The organism is Clostridium sp. SHJSY1 (genome assembly GCF_031626875.1).
In the GTDB taxonomy this organism is placed as follows: Bacteria; Bacillota; Clostridia; order Clostridiales; family Clostridiaceae; genus Clostridium.
Map to the genome: position 1 here is coordinate 12,344 of NZ_JANDMF010000016.1, position 17,155 is coordinate 29,498.

Genomic DNA, 17,155 nt, shown 5'->3' on the forward strand with positions numbered 1-17,155 from the left:
TCGCTATTATTTAAACACAGTATAAATGAATGCTCATTTATTTAAATGCCTAAATAGAAAGGATGATTAATAATGATGACTATAGATAACAAATATAATCAAGGAGTTGCAATTCCAGTATCAGAGGCAATATTGTTGCCAGGAATGTCACACACTTTAAAATTAAATAGTTTCACTGAAAGAGAAGTGAAGCATTTAGCTGATGAAGAAAAGGTTAAGATTGCATTGCTTTTAAAACAAAACTTTGATCAAAGTAATTTAAAAGAAGAAGATTTTTATCGCATTGGTGTTTCATTTGAAATAGATGAAATTCAAAAGAAAGAAAGTGGATACCAAATTAGAATTAATGTGTTAGATAGAGTTGAGATAAAATCAATTAATTTTGAGGATAAGCTTCTTTATACAGAATTTCAATTTGCATCAGATATAGTTGATATTACAGAAAAAAGTCAAGAAGAGATGGTAGGATATATAAAGGAAGTAACTAAGGAAATCAGCCATAATTTTAAAGGGTCAGAAGATTTTGTGTTAAATGTGGAGGAACAAGATAATTTAAATAAAATAATTGGATTATTAACTCCTTTTATGCCACTTTCAAATGAAGAAAAATATGAGCTAATAGATACTCAATCTTTAAAAGATAGAGGACTTAAGTTTATGGATTATCTATTAAAGCAAAAAGAATATATAAAGTTACAAGTAGAAATGACCCAAAGATTTACGGAGAAAGCAAATAAAAATTATAGAGAATCAGTATTAAGAGAGCAATTAAAAGCAATTCAAAATGAATTAAATGAAGGCAAAAGTACAAGTGCTAAGAAAGATAAAGATTACTACAATAAGATTAAAGAAGCCGAAATGCCAGATGAAGTCTATGAAACAGCATTAGATGAATTAGGAAAGTTGGAAAGTCAAAGCCCAAATAGTTCTGAATATAATGTAATACGCAACTATTTAGAGTTACTAATACAATTGCCTTGGAGAAAGAATGAGGGGAACACAGTTGAATTAGATAAAGCAAGGAGTATATTAAATGATCAACATTATGGCCTTGAAAAAGTAAAGGATAGAATAATTCAACATCTAGCAGTGATGCAACTTAAGAAAGATAAAAAAGGATCTATATTATTATTAGTAGGGCCTCCAGGAACAGGAAAAACAAGTTTAGGTAAGAGTATTGCAGAAGCATTAAATAGAGAATATATAAGACTAAGCCTTGGAGGAGTAAGAGATGAAGCTGAAATAAGAGGACATAGAAGAACTTATGTAGGGGCAATGCCAGGTAGAATCATTCAAAGTATTAAGAAATCAGGAGTAACAAATCCGGTTATGATTTTAGACGAAATAGACAAGTTATCATCAAGTTATAATGGAGATCCGGCTAGTGCTTTATTAGAAGTATTAGATCCAGAACAAAATGATACATTTACTGATCATTATTTAGATTTACCATATGATTTATCAGATGTATTTTTTATAGCAACAGCTAATTCTTTAGATACAATTCCTAGACCATTATTGGATAGAATGGAAGTTATTCAAATATCTAGTTATACTATGAATGAAAAATTCCATATTGGTAAAAATTATTTGATACAAGCGGTTCTTGAGGAGCATGGATTAAATGATACTCAAGTTGTTATAGAGGATGAAGCTCTTCAAAGAATTATTAGTGATTATACATTAGAAGCAGGAGTAAGAGGACTTAAGAAGCAGTTAGCTGCAATTGCAAGAGTGGCATCAGAAAAGATTGTATCTAAAAAAGTTGAATTACCATTTAAAGTATCAAAAGATGATTTAGAAGATATACTTGGAAGAAAGGTTTCAAGTCATGATAAAGCTCAACAAGAAAATTCACCAGGAGTTGTAACAGGACTTGCATGGACAGCAGTAGGGGGAGAAATATTATTTATTGAAGCTACTGATATGTTAGGAAGCGGACAAGTTATTTTAACAGGACAATTAGGAGATGTTATGAAGGAATCAGCAAGAATTTCATTGAGTTTATTAAAATCAAGATTACCAATAAATGCAATGAACTTTAAAGAGAGAGATCTTCATATACATGTTCCATCAGGATCTGTGCCAAAGGATGGACCATCAGCTGGAATAACATTATTTACAGCATTAGCATCTCTTGTTACAGGAATAAAAGTAGATTCAAAACTTGCAATGACAGGAGAAATTACTTTAAGAGGAGCAGTGCTTCCAATAGGTGGACTTAAAGAAAAATTAATAGCAGCACAAAGAGCTGGAATAACAAAAGCTTTAATTCCAAAGGATAATGTTATTGATTTAAAGGATGTACCACAAGAAGTTAAAGAACAAATAACAATAATTCCTGTTGAAACTGTGGAAGATGTTCTTAAAGAGACCTTAGGAATATCATTACCTAGAGTGGAACGTGTATGTAATCCTGAAAAATTTATAGAAAGTGCTTTTCATGTAAGTGAAATATAACAAGAAATAAATGAAGAAACCTAATACTAAATTTAGGGAAAGTATTTAGTATTAGGTGTTTTCTGAATTATGTACATATAAAATATCAAATTTATTTTTTTCCAATGGCAGCAAGATATATAACAAATTCTTCATCTCCATCAATACCTAAAATGTCATCTACCATCTTTTGATCATATATTCCTATTGCACAAGTACCAGCATCAATAGACTCACTTGCTAAATAAAGATTCTGACAAACATGCCCAACATCTATTAAAATCTTTTTATGTGCTGTATTATCAAATTTCCATTCTGAGCGATAAGGGATTGTACTCCATGCAAATAAAACGGCAGCCTTTTTCGCAAAATTAGGTACAAAAGGTTGATCTAAAGTTATTTTATCTATTTTATTTTCTATTTCATCTAGTTCTGAAATAAATAAAAGTTTATGTTCAAGTGGAAGGTATCTGTATAATCCTCTCTGCATATTTTCTACATTCATAATAAATAGATATGTTTCAAAAGAATGTGTTGCACCACTACAAGGTACTGTTCTAAGCATGAGTCCAGCTTTATTAGTTCCAGTGACCCCTTGTGTAGCCCATAATAAATAAGATAATTCTTGAATACTAATTGATTCATCAGTATAGAATCTTGTACTTCTTCTTACCTTGATACAATTATAAAGATTAGAATTTTTCAAAATATCTTTACTTGCTTTTGGGAGTTCAATAATTATAGAATTTTCATCATAGTTCTTAACAATAGGAGGTTGAGGTACTCCTTTCATCTTATCAGTTTTTGCATTTTTAAATTCATCAAAATTCGATTTTAAAAATTTTCTTTGCTTTTCATATGGTTGCATAAAAATTCCCCTTTCTTACCTTTAACTTACATGATAGCAAAAGATGCAATAAAGGTATGTAACATATGTTACATACCTTTATTGCATAATATTGCTTTTATCTAAACTATTAGGCTTGCAATAAGTTATTTTAGATTTATCTAGAACATTCAGAAGCTGCTCCTATTAAAATATCTATTCCATGTGGAAGTGCAGGCAATACAATTTCTAAATTTTCAACAGCTCCTTTTGGACTGCCAGGTAAATTTACTATTAAAGTATTTTTCCTAATTCCACTAACAGCTCTAGAAAGCATGGCTTTAGGTGTTATTTTTAGAGATGCATTTCTCATAGCTTCAGGAAGTCCAGGTACATTCTTTTCTATAATAGATAGTGTTGCTTCGGGAGTAACATCTCTTTTGGAAAAACCTGTTCCTCCATTTGTCAAAATAAGATTAACATTCAATGAATCTGAAAGGTATATTAATTCATTTTTTATAATTTCTATTTCGTCAGGGATTATTTTATAATAAACAATAGAAAAGGTATCTTTAGGTAAAATATTTTCAATAGCAGGTCCAGTAAGATCTTCACGAAGATTTTGTGAGCCTTTGTCACTTATGGTTAATATAGCTGTACTTATCATTAGATATCCTCCTTAAATAAAATATATATACTATTATAGAGTGAAACAAAAGATAAAAATATAAGTATCTTTTGTAGAAAATAAGTGAAAAACTAAAAGAAAGTAATTTGAATCTATAATAATGTCAGAATAAAGCTTTAAATGACAGATTTACTCCTTAATATAAGTTGACTAAAATTTTCTAAAAAGGTAAAATATCTAGAAAGGTTTTTTTAAATTTTAATGTTTTGTAATATTAAATAGGAGACTTAAATGGGAGATGGATAATATAAATCTTGAATTGCAAGAAAAAATTAAAAAAGTCGCAGTTAAAATCATAAAGCATTATAGAGGTAGAGGACCAGAATATGTAAAAGTTAATATAGACTCCCCGAAGGTTATAACTGTAAAAATAAAAGGCATACTTTCAAATCTTAGTGAAATTTTAGTCAATGAAGGTGCTCTTGATATAGTCGTAGATTATTGGAAAGTAATGAAGCCTCATCTTGAAAAAACTTATCTTGAAGAAGTGAAAGATATATTAGAGAAAAATTTTACTTATGACTGGGAAGTTTGTGATATTAAAAGTGATGATAGAATAGTTGTTATAACAATAAATTTAATAGATTAAGGTTAGATTGGAAAGAAAAGTATTAAATAATATTTTAGCTTTGAAATAAACCGGTACAAAAAAATGTTACAATAAATGTAGACATGCTTTGTGCTGGTTTTTTTATTTTTAGATAATATTTTATAAGTGTTTAAAAGGAGTGAATAAACAAATGGAAGAAAAAGTATTAACGGTATGTCCTTACTGTGGAAGTGGATGTAATTTATATCTTGTTGTAAAAGAGGGAAAGATAATAAGAGCTGAAGCTGCAGATGGTGATAATAATGAAGGTAAATTATGTTTAAAAGGGCACTATGGTTGGGATTTTTTAAATGATCCACAAATATTAACTGCTAGAATTAAAAAACCTATGATAAGAAAAAATGGAAATTTAGAAGAAGTTTCATGGGATGAAGCTATAAAATTTACAGCTGAAAATCTTATGAAAATAAAAGCTAAATATGGTGCAGATGCAATTATGGGAACAGGATCAGCAAGAGGTCCAGGAAATGAATCAAATTATGTAATGCAAAAATTTATGAGAGCTGTTATAGGAACTAATAATATAGACCATTGTGCAAGGGTTTGTCATGGGCCATCTGTTGCTGGTCTTACATATTCATTAGGTGATGGAGCTATGTCTAATTCTATTCCAGAAATAGAGAATTCAGATGTTCTATTTATTTTTGGATATAATCCAGCAGAAACTCATCCTATTGTAGCTAGAAGAGTAGTAAAAGCAAAAGAAAAGGGAGCAAAGATAATTGTTACGGACCCTAGAAAAACAGAAATAGTAAGGTTCTCAGATTTATGGCTTCAATTAAAAGGTGGAACAAATATGGCATTAGTTAATGCCTTTGGTAATGTATTAATTAATGAAAATTTATATAACAAAGAATATGTAGAGAAATATACTGAAGACTTTGAAAAGTATAAAAAAGAAGTAGAAAAATATACTCCAGAATATGCAGAAAAGATAACAGGAGTAAAAGCTGACTATATAAGAAAAGCTATGAGAACATATGCAAAGGCTAAAAATGCAACTATATTATATGGAATGGGTGTTTGCCAGTTTTCGCAAGCTGTTGATGTAGTAAGAGGACTTGCATCAATTGCTCTTTTAACAGGTAATTTTGGAAGACCTAATGTAGGAATTGGCCCAGTTCGTGGACAAAATAATGTTCAAGGGACTTGCGATATGGGAACTATACCTAACAATTATCCAGGATATCAACCAGTAGTGGATAGAAAAGCCAAAGAAAAATTTGAAAAAGCTTGGAAAGTTAAGCTTTCAGATAAGAATGGATATTTCTTAACACAAGTACCTGAACTAGTTCTTAAGGAAAATAAATTAAAAGCTTATTACATATTTGGTGAAGATCCAGTTCAAAGTGATCCAAATGCAGCAGAACTTAGGGAAGCTTTAGATAAATTAGAATTTGTAATTGTGCAAGATATATTTATGAATAAAACAGCACTACATGCAGATGTTATTTTACCTTCAACTTCATGGGGAGAACATGATGGAGTTTACAGTTCAGCAGACAGAGGATTCCAAAGAATAAGAAAAGCTGTAGAACCTTTAGGGGATGTAAAGCCTGACTGGCAAATAATTAGTGAAGTATCAACAGCTATGGGATATCCGATGAAATATAAAAATACAGAAGAAATATGGGATGAAATGAGAAGTCTTACCCCAAGTTTTGCAGGAGCAAGCTATAAAAAGATGGAGGAACAAGGAATAATAAGATGGCCATGTCCAACAGAAGAACATCAAGGGACTCCTTATCTTTATGAAGGAAATAAATTTTCAACAGCTAATGGAAAAGGGAGATTATTTGCCTGTGAATGGAGACCTCCATATGAGCTTCCAGATGAAGAATATCCGTTAAGTTTATCAACTGTAAGGGAAGTTGGACATTATTCTGTACGAACTATGACAGGAAATTGTCGTGCTCTTCAAAAATTAGCTGATGAACCAGGATATATTCAAATGAGTGTTGAAGATGCAAAAGAATTAAATATAAATGATCAAGAACTTGCAAGAATAACATCTAGGAGAGGTAGTGTTATATCGAGAGCCCTTGTTACAGAAAGAGTTAAAAAAGGATCAACATTTATGACATATCAATGGTGGATTGGTGCATGTAATGAACTTACAAATGATAGTTTAGACCCTATTTCAAAAACACCTGAATTTAAGTACTGTGCTATTAAGCTTGAAAAGATTGAAGATCAAAAAGCAGCAGAAGAATATATAGTAAGTGAATATGAGAATATCAGAAAGAAAATGAGAATAGAGGTTTAAAAATAGAACGTTAGGGAGGAAAAATTAATGATTAGTATAGAAGAAGCTTTAAAAATAGTAAAAGAAGAAGCCTATGTTTTAGAAGGGGAAGAGAAAGAAATTTTAGAGTGCTTAAATAAGGTATTAGCAGAGGATATATACTCAAAGGATAATCTTCCACCCTTTGATAAATCAGCAATGGATGGGTATGCCATAAAAAGTGAAGATACTAATTTATATGAAGATGGAAGTTCAATAGAATTTGAGATAGTTGACTTTATTAAAGCTGGAGAATTTAGTAAAAAAGAATTATTAAATGGACAAGCGATGAAGATAATGACAGGTGCACCTTTACCTAAAGGTGCAAATGCAGTAATACAGATTGAAAAAGTAAAAACAAATGAAAAAAATCTCTATATTTTTGAAAAAGTTAAGAGTGGTACTAATGTTATAAAGTTAGGTGAAGAAATTAGAATAGGAGATATAGCTTTAACAAAAGGAACACTAATTAGACCAACTGAAATTGGGGTTTTAGCATCTTTGGGATGGAGTAAAGTAAAAGTTTATAGAGATCCTAGAATAACAATACTTACAACAGGAGATGAGCTTGTAGGGATAAATGAGAATCCTAAGTTTGGACAAATAAGAAATAGCAATGAATATTCATTAAAGGCATTAGTAAGGAATTTAGGATTTGAAGCATTATCTTCATCAATAGTTGAAGATAAAAAAGATGCATTAAAAAGTAAAATAGAAGAAGCTTTAGAAAAATCAGATATAGTCATAACTTCAGGAGGAGCCTCAGTAGGTGATTATGATTTTGTAGAGGATGTATTAAATGAAATAAATGCAGATATAAAATTTAAATCTGTTGCTATAAAGCCAGGGAAACCAATTAGTTTAGCAACTATTAATAAAAAATTATTTTTTAGCTTACCAGGAAATCCTTTATCAGCTATGACCACATTTGAAGAATTTATAAAACCAGCCTGTGAAAAAATGCAAGGAAAAGCTATTACTGACAGAACTTTTCCTGTTATTTTAGGAGATGAGTTTAAGGCCAAAAAGGATAGATGTAAATATATATATGTACATATTAAAGAGGTGGATGGAAAATTATATGCTTACAAGATAGGTTCCCAAAGTTCTAATAAGTTAATGACTATGAGTAAAGCAAATGGAATTCTAATTATGCCAGATGGAATAGGACATAAAAAGGTAGGAGAAGTTTTGAATGGAAAATTCATCTTTAAATAAAGCTAAAATAATATCTATTGTTGCAACTAAGTCTAATACAGGAAAAACTACTTTAATAGAAGCTCTAATACCTATATTTAAGAAAATGAAATATAAGGTAGGAGTTTTAAAACATGATGCTCATAAATTTGAAATAGATAAAGAAGGCAAGGATAGTTATAGGTTTGCGCAAGCTGGAGCTGATAAGATGGTTATTTCTTCAAAAGAAAAAATAGCCATGGTGGAAAAAATTCAAGAAGAAAAAGATATAGAAGAAATTTTAAAACTATTTGTAGGAGTAGATTTAATAATAATAGAGGGATATAAAAATAACAATTATCCTAAGATAGAAGTACACAGAAAAGAAGTAGATTCCAAATTGTTAATAGAAGATGAGAAATATGATAGAAGTAAATTTTTAGCTATAGCAACAGATGAAATTTTAAATGTAGATATACAACAATTACATATTAATGATGTGAATGGGATAGCAGAATTTATTGAAAGAAAAATCATAAAGGAGGAACAGATTATGAATAAAACATTAGATTGTACAGTTTCAAAAATAGAAGATGACATATTTAATGAAGAAGTGGCTGAGCTTTTGGTTAGAGAATATCCTTTAACGATTTTTCTTAATGGTAAAAAATTGGCTACACTTTTGTGTTCACCAGAAAATTTAAAAGCATTAACTATAGGATTTTTAAGAACAGAAGGATTAATAACTACAAATGAAGATATAGAGTCGTTTAACTTAAATGAAGAAAAAGGAATTACAGAGGTTATCACTAAAAATAAAGATTCTGTTAGAGAAGGGTTCTTTTCTAAAAAAATTGATTTAGACAGTATAAAAGATCAATCTGATGATGGAATTAACAGCTTTTTAGAAGCATTAAATTGTAAACCTGTTTTAAGTGATGCCAAAATTAACATAAATAAAATATTTGAATTTATGAGAAAAAACTTAGATTATTCGGATGTTTTTAAAAATACTGGAGGAGTTCACTGTGTAGCATTATGTGATAACAGAGAAATGTTAGTGGTATATGAAGACGTTGCTAGACATAATGCATTAGATAAAGTTATTGGAGAATCTCTTATGAGGGGAATATTTTTCAAGGATAAAGTTGTTATACTTAGTGGAAGAGTATCACTCGAAATGATATTAAAGGCTGCTAAGTTAGAGATTCCAATAATTATTTCAAAATCCGCACCTACTAGTCTTTCTGTTGCCCTTGCTAAAAAGTTAAACATTACTTTAGTTGGATTTGTTAGAGGAAATAAGATGAATATTTATGCTAATGGATATAGAGTTAATCATTAAAAAGGGAGTTGAAAGAATATGAAGACAGATTGCAATTTATTTGTTTTAGGAGATGCTAGTAAATGTGTTGGATGTAAGGCTTGTGAAATGGCTTGTTTTAAAGCTCATAATAAAGTAGTTACAGTTGGAAATATAAGAAGATCGGTAGTATCTAGAATTCATGTAGTGAAGAATGGAGCATATTCAGTACCAGTACAATGTAGACATTGTGAAGATGCTCCATGTGCAAAGGTATGTCCTAAAGGTGCTATTAAAAGTGAAGACAATGGAATAATGATTGATGAAAAGATTTGTATAGGGTGTAAAGAATGTGTTTTGGCATGTCCTTTTGGAGCTATAGAAATTGGGATGAAATATGATTATGAAAATGAATCTATAGATGAAAAAGAAAAGATGGTTGCTTATAAATGCGATCTTTGTAGAGAACATGATGAACCAGCTTGTATAAAAGTATGTCCAAAAGATGCATTAAAATTATTTAATGTTGAAGAGGAAAAAAGATTAAGAAATATAAGGGCTGTAAGTAATTTGAATTTATAAAGAAAGGAATTTTATTTATGTTGATGGGTTTAGTTAATATAGATGAAGAGTTATGTACTGGTTGTAAGCAATGTACAGAAGTATGTCCTGTGAATGCAATAGAAGGAAAACGTGGATATCCACAAAAGATTAATTATGATAAGTGCATTTCTTGTGGACAATGTGTACAAATATGTAATTCATATGTGTATGAAAATAAAGAAAATGAAAAATTAATTAAAAAGAAGAGAATAGAACGTGGACTTTTAGAAAGTGTGCAAGAACCAATGTTTTCAGCTTTTAATAATAGCAATTTAAATAAAGTAAAAGAAGTATTAGATAAAAATGAGGCATTTACTATAGTTCAATGTGCACCAGCAGTTAGGGTCTCACTTGGAGAAGAATTTGGGCTAAAACCAGGAAGCTTAACACCAGGGAAAATGGCTAAAGCATTACATATACTTGGTTTTGATAAAGTATATGATACTAATTTTGGAGCTGATTTAACCATAATAGAGGAAGGAAGTGAACTTATAAAAAGAATAACAGAAGGTAAGAATTTACCTATGTTTACTTCATGTTGTCCTGCATGGGTGAAATTTGTGGAACAAAGTTATCCTGAGCTTTTAAAACATCTTTCAAGTTGTAAATCGCCTCAACAAATGGCTGGAACTATTTTTAAAACATATGGAGCTAAAATAGATAATGTAGACCCAAAAAAGATATTTAATGTTGCTATAATGCCTTGTACTTGTAAGCAATTTGAATGTGACAGAGAAGAGATGTATGATAGTGGATTTAAAGATGTTGATATAGTAATTACAACAAGAGAGTTTGCACAACTTATTAGAGATAAAGGAATTGATTTTAAAAATTTAGAAGATGGAGAATTTGACTTACCTTTAGGCAGTTATACAGGAGCTGGCAATATTTTTGGAGCAACTGGTGGGGTAATGGAAGCTGCATTAAGAAGTGGTTATGAAATGCTTACAAAAGAGTCTATACCAAATATTGACCTTGATTTTATAAGAGGTGGAGAAGGAGTTAGGGTAGCAGAAGTAAAATTACCTAAAAAAATATTAAAGGTAGCTGTAGTATCAGGATTGAAAAATGTAATTCAGATACTTGAAGATATAAAAAATGGACAATGTAAATTTGACTTTATTGAAGTTATGACATGTCCAGAAGGATGTGTAAGTGGTGGTGGACAACCTAAATTTATATTAGATGAAGATAGAAAAAACACATTTATAACTAGAAAACAAGGACTTTATAAACATGATTCTGAGCTTGAGATAAGAAAGTCTCATGAAAATCCTTATATTAAAAAGTTATATAAGGATTTTCTAAAGGAACCTTTAGGGAAAAAATCTCATCATTTACTTCATACAAAGTTTGTTTCAAGAAAAAAGGAGGAAATTTAAATGAATAATTTTGTTATAGCAAATCCAAAAAGATGCATTGGTTGTAGAACTTGTGAGGCAGCTTGTGTTGTTGCACATTCTGAAGAAAATATATTTATACAAAGAAAAGAAAAAGTTAATTTTAACCCTTGTTTAAAAGTGATAAAAACAGCAGATGTAAGTGCACCAATTCAATGTAGGCACTGTGAAAATGCACCATGTGCAAATGCATGTCCTAACGGCTCTATTACAAATAGAGATGGTGTTGTATTGATAAATAAAGAAACATGTATTGGCTGTAAATCATGTGCAATTGTTTGTCCTTTTGGAGCTATAGATTTAATTGTTGAATATAAAGATGGAGAAAAAGTTGTTCAAAAAGGATTAATAAGTGAAAAAGATGGTAAAGTTGAGCACAAAGAAAGAATAGTAGCAAACAAATGTGATTTATGTATAGGAAGAGAAAATGGACCAGCATGCGTAGAAGTATGTCCTACAGAAGCATTAAGATTAATTGAATCTGAAGGTGTAGATAAAGATATTTTAGAAAAAAGAAAAAATGCTGCATCTAATTTAGTGAATATATTATAGTATATGTGTAAAGAGAATTTTAAAACAGCAGTAATTCTTGCAGGTGGGAAAAGTTCAAGAATGGGGTTTGATAAACAATTTCTGGAAATTGGTGAAGTTAGAATTATGGAAAAACTCATTCAAGAGCTTAGAAAAGAATTTGATGATATAGTGGTTGTTACTAATAAGAAAAGAGAATATGAAGAAGATGGATTTAGGGTAATTAGTGATGAAATAAAGGGAGTTGGCCCTTTATCAGGAATACATATTGGACTTAAAGAAAGTAAAAGTAAATATACATATTTTATAGCTTGTGATATGCCAAATATAAGTTTAAAATATATTAGGTATATGAAAAAAGTGCTTTTAGAGAATAAATACGATGCTTGTGTTGCAAAAATAGATGATAAAGTGGAACCATTTAATTCTTTTTACTCTAAAGACATTTTGCCTAAAATAGAAAGTCTTATAAATAAAGATAAGAGATCTATGTTTGGGCTTATAAATATTATAGAAACACTTTTTATAGAAAAAAATATTTTGGAAAAATACAATTATGATTTTGATATGTTCATAAATCTAAATTCAAAAGAAGATCTTGAGATGTACAATAAAAGAAATAGGTTGGAGGAGAAAAATGTTTGATAGTTATGGCAGAAAAATAAATTACTTGAGAATATCAGTTACTGATTTATGTAATTTAAGGTGTAAATATTGTATGCCAGAAAAAGGAATAGAAAAGATGCTCCACAATGAAATTTTGACATTGGAAGAAATACAACACATAACAAAAAGCTTTGTTGAAACAGGTGTAGATAAAATTAGGATAACAGGTGGGGAACCTTTAGTTAGAAAAGGTATTTTAAAGTTAATCGAAGGTATAGGAAAATTGGATGGAATTAAAGATTTTGCTATGACCACTAATGGAATTTTCCTAAAAAAATATGCAAAAAATTTAAAACAAGCAGGTCTTACTAGAGTAAATATAAGTTTAGACACATTAAATGAAGAGAAGTATTCTCAAATTACCAAAGTAGGTAAGCTTAAAGATGTGCTTAAAGGAATAGAAGAAGCTAAGAGAGTTGGATTAACCCCAATTAAGTTGAATGTAGTTTTAATAAAAGATTTTAATGAAAATGAAATAGAAGATTTTGTGAATTTAACAAGATATGAGGATATAGATATAAGATTTATAGAACTTATGCCAATAGGAGATTTAAAACATTGGTCCATGAATAGATATGTTTCAAACAATATAGTTTTAGAGAAAATACCAGAATTAATTCAAATGAAATCAGATGATATATCTTCTCCAGCAAAATATTATAAGATACCAGATGGAAAAGGAAAGATAGGACTAATTAACCCTATATCATGTAAGTTTTGTGAAAATTGTAATAGAATTAGGCTTACTGCTGATGGAAAAATAAAGCCATGCTTACATTCCAATAAAGAAGTAGATTTAAAAACTTTGATAAGGGAAGGTAAAGATATAAGAAAAGTAATACTTGAAACTATTAACAATAAACCTAAAGAGCATGAATTAGAGGAAGGACATTATATTAGCAGAGAAATGACTGCAATTGGAGGTTAAATTTATGGGATTTACACATTTTAATGAAAAGGGAAGAGCTCATATGGTAAATGTGAGTGAAAAAGAAGATACAAAAAGAGTTGCTATTGCAAGAGGAACAATTAAAATGAAAAAAGAAACTGTAAGTTTAATAAAAGAAGGACTTATTAAAAAAGGAGATGTTTTATCAGTTGCTCAAATTGGTGGGATAATGGGTGTGAAAAAAACTTCTGATATAATTCCTATGTGCCATAATATATTTATAACAGGTTCAGATATAAATTTTAATATAAGAGAAAATGAAGTAGAAATTGAAGCAACGGTATCAACAGTAGGAAAAACAGGAGTAGAAATGGAAGCATTAACAGCTGTAACAACTGCTGCACTTACTATATATGATATGTGTAAAGCTGTTGATAAGGATATGGTAATAGAAAATGTGCATTTGGTAAGAAAAACTGGTGGAAAAAGTGGAGAATACATAAGGGAGAGTTAAATATGTCTAAAGTAGTATCAATTAATATTAGTGAAAAAAAAGGTATTATAAAAACTCCTATAGAAGAAGGTGTTTTTATAGAAGAGTATGGGTTAGAAAATGATGCTCATGCAGGAAAATGGCATAGACAAGTAAGTTTGTTAGCTCAAGAAAGTATAGATAAGATGATAGAAATGGGAATATCAGATTTGGAAGCTGGTAAATTTGCTGAAAACATAACAACTGAGGGAATTATACTTCATAAACTTCCAATAGGCACAAGATTAAAAATAGGTGATACTATTCAAGAAGTGACACAAATAGGTAAAGAGTGTCATAAAGGTTGTGCTATAAAAAATCAAGTTGGAAGCTGCATCATGCCAACTGAAGGGATTTTTACTAGGGTAATTAAAGGCGGAATAGTAAAACCAGATGATTTGATAGAAATTTTGCTTTAATAAAAAAATAAAATTGCTACTATAAAGGGATTATTTTTTGTTAAAAATAATCCCTTTGTTATCTATAGAAGTGAATTTTATCTTTTTCAGTTATTAAAATATTAATATACATCATGGTTTTATATTAATATTATAATCTATAATCATATATGGAATAAAGGTTTTACATTGTCGAAATGCTGTGATATTATTTAAATACAACTGCATTTGTATAGAAAAATTAAATGGATTTAAAATTAAATGCAGATAAAACGTTTGCAGAAAAGCATTGCGCATATAAAATGTAAAATTGTTGGAGTAGAAATGTGCTATATAGGGGGAAAATAAAAAATACATATGAAAAATAGGGGGATAAAATGAAAAAATATGTAAGTTTGTTAGTTACTACATTAATTTTGGCTAGTGGAATTATAACTGGTTGTTCAAAGTCAGCAGATAAGGTTCTTGTTGATAGCTTAGATAAAACAAAAGTTGTAAATAGTGTGGAAATAAATCTTACTAGTAGTTCAAAATCGAATGGACAAACATTTGAAACAAAAATGAATATGAAGACTGAAGATCTTAAAGAGAATATAAAAACTAAAGTCGAAGTAGAAAAATCAGGTCAAAAGCAGGAGTTTTACTTAGCAAAGTCTAATAATGATATAAAGATGTATGCTAAGGATATGTCAGGGAAATACAATGCATCTTCACTAGACTCTTCTCAAGTCTATGGAATGGACGCTGAAAAAAGCTTTAATGCTTATATTGAGGTTATAAAAAATAATCCAGATATGATTAAAAAAACAGGTGATAATACATATGAATTGAATGTACCAAAAGAAAAGGCTGATGGAATATATTCCAAGGTAGCTGGCAAAAATGCACCTCAAAGTTTAGATAGTTTTAAAGTTGAATTTGCTATAGGCGATGATGAGTATATTAAGAGTGTAAATATAAAACTGACAAGTGGTTCCATAGAAGCAGAATCAAAGAGTGAATATTCTAACTTTAATAAAGAATTTGATATAGTAATTCCTGAGGTTTCTAAATAATTAAGGGAAATATAGATACTAAAGATTTATAAACAATCTATTGAATCCATGATAGAAATATTGTGGATTTTTATTGTCAAAAAAATAGATGCATTAAAACTAAAGAATTTATATATAAAAACTGGCATTAATAGAGAATTTAATGCCAGTTTTCTTGTTTTAAAATTTAGTTTTTAGTTGATATATAAATACCTATATTAAAGATTGAAGTTGTAATAAATCCATAATATTTATTTGTCCATCATCATTAAGATCTGCATTTTTTAGATTTATCTTATATTTAGGGTTTGTTATATACTTCTTCAATGCAAGAGAATCTGCAAGAGTTATTTTACCATCATCATTTACATCACCCTTAAGTATGTCAACTTTATTCATAACATCCATTATAGAATCAATAATTCCTTGTTGTGTTATTGTGCATTTTGCTCTATCAAATAATCCAAAGCCATATGCACCGTTATATCCATTATCCCAAATTACAGGTACAGCACCATATTGTTTAGCTGTGGAACATAAAGTTTTTGCAAATATAGCACGATAAGTATTGTTTGTTGAATCAGCACTTGTTTTATCAACAGAACCGAATTCTCCTATTACAACTGGATATCCTTGTGTTCCAAATTTATCATACATAGCTTTAATTTGAGAAGTTAAATAGTCTTCTTGGCCCCAAGTTGATTTTCTTGAAGTACTTGTAGCTGTTGCCCCCCATTGAGTTATTGTTCCAGATTCTTCTCCGCAGAAATCCCAAGGAGAGTAGTAGTGAGCTGATATCATTATTCTTTTTTCAGAACTTGGAATTGCACTTGATCTATAGTTATCTGTAGGAAGAGCAAAACCATAATCTCCTGTTGTATAATCTATATTGGTATTCCAACCAGGAATTAGAAGCCATCTTGCACTATTATTACTACCTGTTTGTCTTACAGTATCAACGAATATTTGATTATAAGCATTTATGTTAGAATAATAAGTTCTATTTGGAGCACTATAACTACCATCAAATTCTTCATTCATTGATTCAAAAATTAAATGCTCATCATAGTCAGCAAAGGTATTTGCTATTTGTTGCCATGCTTTTTGATATTTTGTCTTAATAGTTGTTTGGTCATTTGAGTCACATAATAACCATGAGCTATTAACTGATTTATATCCATCTCCATGCATATTGATGATTACAAATAACCCTTCACTATATGCATAATCAACAACTTCTTTAATTCTTGTAAGCCAAGAAGAGTCAATAGTATAATTTGGGGCACTACCTATTTTATTCAAATATGAAACAGGAATACGAATAGTTTTAAATCCAGCAGCTTTAACTTGTTGAATCAAAGCTTTTGTAATAGTAGGATTTCCCCAAGCAGTTTCACTTGGAACACCATTGTTAGAAGCTTCAAGTTGGTTACCTAAGTTCCACCCAGCCCCCATAGATGGAAGTATTTGTGAATAATTAAGTTGAGTAAAATCAGATGAAGGTGTAGTTGCTGCAGACGCTTGTCCTAAACCTGTAATAGCAGTTGTAAATAGTAAAGAGGTAGTTAATACAGATAACTTTAAAAACTTAGATAATTTAAATTTTGACATTAAAAAAACATCCTTTCGTATTAGAGATTTAAAGTAATTATGTAAAGTTTAAGAATATCTAGCTTTGTATTCGATTACATTTGCTTAAAGCACTTTATTTGAAATTCTTTTCTAATAAAAATAAATAAAATATAATGTAGCTACCAATATTAATATTTTATGTTA

16 protein-coding genes are annotated in these 17,155 nt (G+C 29.6%); 13 read left to right on the forward strand and 3 right to left on the reverse strand.

The window, feature by feature from the left end; genetic code table 11:
- Positions 1-72: 72 nt before the first annotated feature.
- Complete coding sequence (gene lon, locus NNC19_RS09225) at positions 73-2,460, forward strand: endopeptidase La (RefSeq protein WP_310938348.1); 2,388 nt, start codon at positions 73-75, stop codon at positions 2,458-2,460.
- A gap of 91 nt (positions 2,461-2,551) precedes the next feature.
- On the opposite strand, the gene NNC19_RS09230 is transcribed toward lon, so the two are convergent.
- Positions 2,552-3,307 (reverse strand): SagB/ThcOx family dehydrogenase, encoded by a 756-nt coding sequence (locus NNC19_RS09230; protein ID WP_310938349.1) that lies wholly within the window; start codon positions 3,305-3,307, stop codon positions 2,552-2,554.
- Positions 3,308-3,443: 136 nt separating this feature from the next.
- Positions 3,444-3,932 carry a MogA/MoaB family molybdenum cofactor biosynthesis protein gene (locus NNC19_RS09235; RefSeq protein ID WP_310938350.1) on the reverse strand — a complete coding sequence of 163 codons (489 nt, stop codon included), beginning with the start codon at positions 3,930-3,932 and terminating at the stop codon, positions 3,444-3,446.
- A 259-nt stretch (positions 3,933-4,191) separates the two neighbouring features.
- Here NNC19_RS09235 and NNC19_RS09240 point away from each other — a divergent pair, with 259 nt between their 5' ends.
- The 12 genes from NNC19_RS09240 to NNC19_RS09295 all read left to right on the forward strand — a co-directional run bounded on the left by NNC19_RS09240 (position 4,192) and on the right by NNC19_RS09295 (position 15,400).
- Positions 4,192-4,542 (forward strand): Na-translocating system protein MpsC family protein, encoded by a 351-nt coding sequence (locus NNC19_RS09240; protein ID WP_310938351.1) that lies wholly within the window; start codon positions 4,192-4,194, stop codon positions 4,540-4,542.
- 151 nt (positions 4,543-4,693) lie between these two features.
- Positions 4,694-6,829 carry a formate dehydrogenase subunit alpha gene (gene fdhF, locus NNC19_RS09245; RefSeq protein ID WP_310938352.1) on the forward strand — a complete coding sequence of 712 codons (2,136 nt, stop codon included), beginning with the start codon at positions 4,694-4,696 and terminating at the stop codon, positions 6,827-6,829.
- Between the two features lie 27 nt (positions 6,830-6,856).
- Positions 6,857-8,065, forward strand: coding sequence for a gephyrin-like molybdotransferase Glp (glp, locus tag NNC19_RS09250; RefSeq protein ID WP_310938353.1), 1,209 nt, complete (start codon positions 6,857-6,859; stop codon positions 8,063-8,065).
- The gene (gene fdhD, locus NNC19_RS09255; RefSeq protein ID WP_310938354.1) at positions 8,043-9,368 is read left to right on the forward strand and encodes a formate dehydrogenase accessory sulfurtransferase FdhD; all 1,326 of its coding nucleotides are present in this window, start codon (positions 8,043-8,045) and stop codon (positions 9,366-9,368) included. The genes glp and fdhD overlap by 23 nt, the downstream gene beginning before the upstream one ends.
- Before the next feature lie 18 nt (positions 9,369-9,386).
- The gene (locus NNC19_RS09260) at positions 9,387-9,908 is read left to right on the forward strand and encodes a 4Fe-4S dicluster domain-containing protein (protein WP_310938355.1); all 522 of its coding nucleotides are present in this window, start codon (positions 9,387-9,389) and stop codon (positions 9,906-9,908) included.
- A gap of 17 nt (positions 9,909-9,925) precedes the next feature.
- A complete protein-coding gene (locus NNC19_RS09265; protein WP_310938356.1) occupies positions 9,926-11,311 on the forward strand; it encodes a [FeFe] hydrogenase, group A in 1,386 nt (461 codons plus the stop codon).
- The gene (locus tag NNC19_RS09270; RefSeq protein WP_310938357.1) at positions 11,312-11,881 is read left to right on the forward strand and encodes a 4Fe-4S dicluster domain-containing protein; all 570 of its coding nucleotides are present in this window, start codon (positions 11,312-11,314) and stop codon (positions 11,879-11,881) included. It abuts the gene before it with no gap.
- Positions 11,882-11,884: 3 nt separating this feature from the next.
- Complete coding sequence (locus tag NNC19_RS09275; protein ID WP_310938358.1) at positions 11,885-12,505, forward strand: molybdenum cofactor guanylyltransferase; 621 nt, start codon at positions 11,885-11,887, stop codon at positions 12,503-12,505.
- Positions 12,498-13,454: a GTP 3',8-cyclase MoaA gene (moaA, locus tag NNC19_RS09280; protein WP_310938359.1), complete on the forward strand. Its 957-nt coding sequence runs from the start codon at positions 12,498-12,500 to the stop codon at positions 13,452-13,454. Before NNC19_RS09275 ends, moaA begins: the two co-directional genes overlap by 8 nt.
- A gap of 4 nt (positions 13,455-13,458) precedes the next feature.
- On the forward strand, positions 13,459-13,929 hold the full coding sequence (gene moaC, locus NNC19_RS09285; protein WP_310938360.1) for a cyclic pyranopterin monophosphate synthase MoaC: 471 nt from the start codon (positions 13,459-13,461) through the stop codon (positions 13,927-13,929).
- 2 nt (positions 13,930-13,931) lie between these two features.
- On the forward strand, positions 13,932-14,366 hold the full coding sequence (locus NNC19_RS09290; RefSeq protein WP_310938361.1) for an MOSC domain-containing protein: 435 nt from the start codon (positions 13,932-13,934) through the stop codon (positions 14,364-14,366).
- A 356-nt stretch (positions 14,367-14,722) separates the two neighbouring features.
- Positions 14,723-15,400 (forward strand): hypothetical protein, encoded by a 678-nt coding sequence (locus NNC19_RS09295; RefSeq protein WP_310938362.1) that lies wholly within the window; start codon positions 14,723-14,725, stop codon positions 15,398-15,400.
- 192 nt (positions 15,401-15,592) lie between these two features.
- On the opposite strand, the gene NNC19_RS09300 is transcribed toward NNC19_RS09295, so the two are convergent.
- Entirely contained in the window at positions 15,593-16,990 is a 1,398-nt protein-coding gene (locus NNC19_RS09300) for a cellulase family glycosylhydrolase (RefSeq protein ID WP_310938363.1), read from the reverse strand.
- Between the last annotated feature and the right edge of the window lie 165 nt (positions 16,991-17,155).

Coding starts and splice junctions, on each gene's coding strand:
- lon (WP_310938348.1), top strand. CDS start 73: ATGATGACTATAGATAACAAATATAATCAAGGAGTTGCAATTCCAGTA.
- NNC19_RS09230 (WP_310938349.1), bottom strand. CDS start 3,307: ATGCAACCATATGAAAAGCAAAGAAAATTTTTAAAATCGAATTTTGAT.
- NNC19_RS09235 (WP_310938350.1), bottom strand. CDS start 3,932: ATGATAAGTACAGCTATATTAACCATAAGTGACAAAGGCTCACAAAAT.
- NNC19_RS09240 (WP_310938351.1), top strand. CDS start 4,192: ATGGATAATATAAATCTTGAATTGCAAGAAAAAATTAAAAAAGTCGCA.
- fdhF (WP_310938352.1), top strand. CDS start 4,694: ATGGAAGAAAAAGTATTAACGGTATGTCCTTACTGTGGAAGTGGATGT.
- glp (WP_310938353.1), top strand. CDS start 6,857: ATGATTAGTATAGAAGAAGCTTTAAAAATAGTAAAAGAAGAAGCCTAT.
- fdhD (WP_310938354.1), top strand. CDS start 8,043: ATGGAAAATTCATCTTTAAATAAAGCTAAAATAATATCTATTGTTGCA.
- NNC19_RS09260 (WP_310938355.1), top strand. CDS start 9,387: ATGAAGACAGATTGCAATTTATTTGTTTTAGGAGATGCTAGTAAATGT.
- NNC19_RS09265 (WP_310938356.1), top strand. CDS start 9,926: ATGTTGATGGGTTTAGTTAATATAGATGAAGAGTTATGTACTGGTTGT.
- NNC19_RS09270 (WP_310938357.1), top strand. CDS start 11,312: ATGAATAATTTTGTTATAGCAAATCCAAAAAGATGCATTGGTTGTAGA.
- NNC19_RS09275 (WP_310938358.1), top strand. CDS start 11,885: ATGTGTAAAGAGAATTTTAAAACAGCAGTAATTCTTGCAGGTGGGAAA.
- moaA (WP_310938359.1), top strand. CDS start 12,498: ATGTTTGATAGTTATGGCAGAAAAATAAATTACTTGAGAATATCAGTT.
- moaC (WP_310938360.1), top strand. CDS start 13,459: ATGGGATTTACACATTTTAATGAAAAGGGAAGAGCTCATATGGTAAAT.
- NNC19_RS09290 (WP_310938361.1), top strand. CDS start 13,932: ATGTCTAAAGTAGTATCAATTAATATTAGTGAAAAAAAAGGTATTATA.
- NNC19_RS09295 (WP_310938362.1), top strand. CDS start 14,723: ATGAAAAAATATGTAAGTTTGTTAGTTACTACATTAATTTTGGCTAGT.
- NNC19_RS09300 (WP_310938363.1), bottom strand. CDS start 16,990: ATGTCAAAATTTAAATTATCTAAGTTTTTAAAGTTATCTGTATTAACT.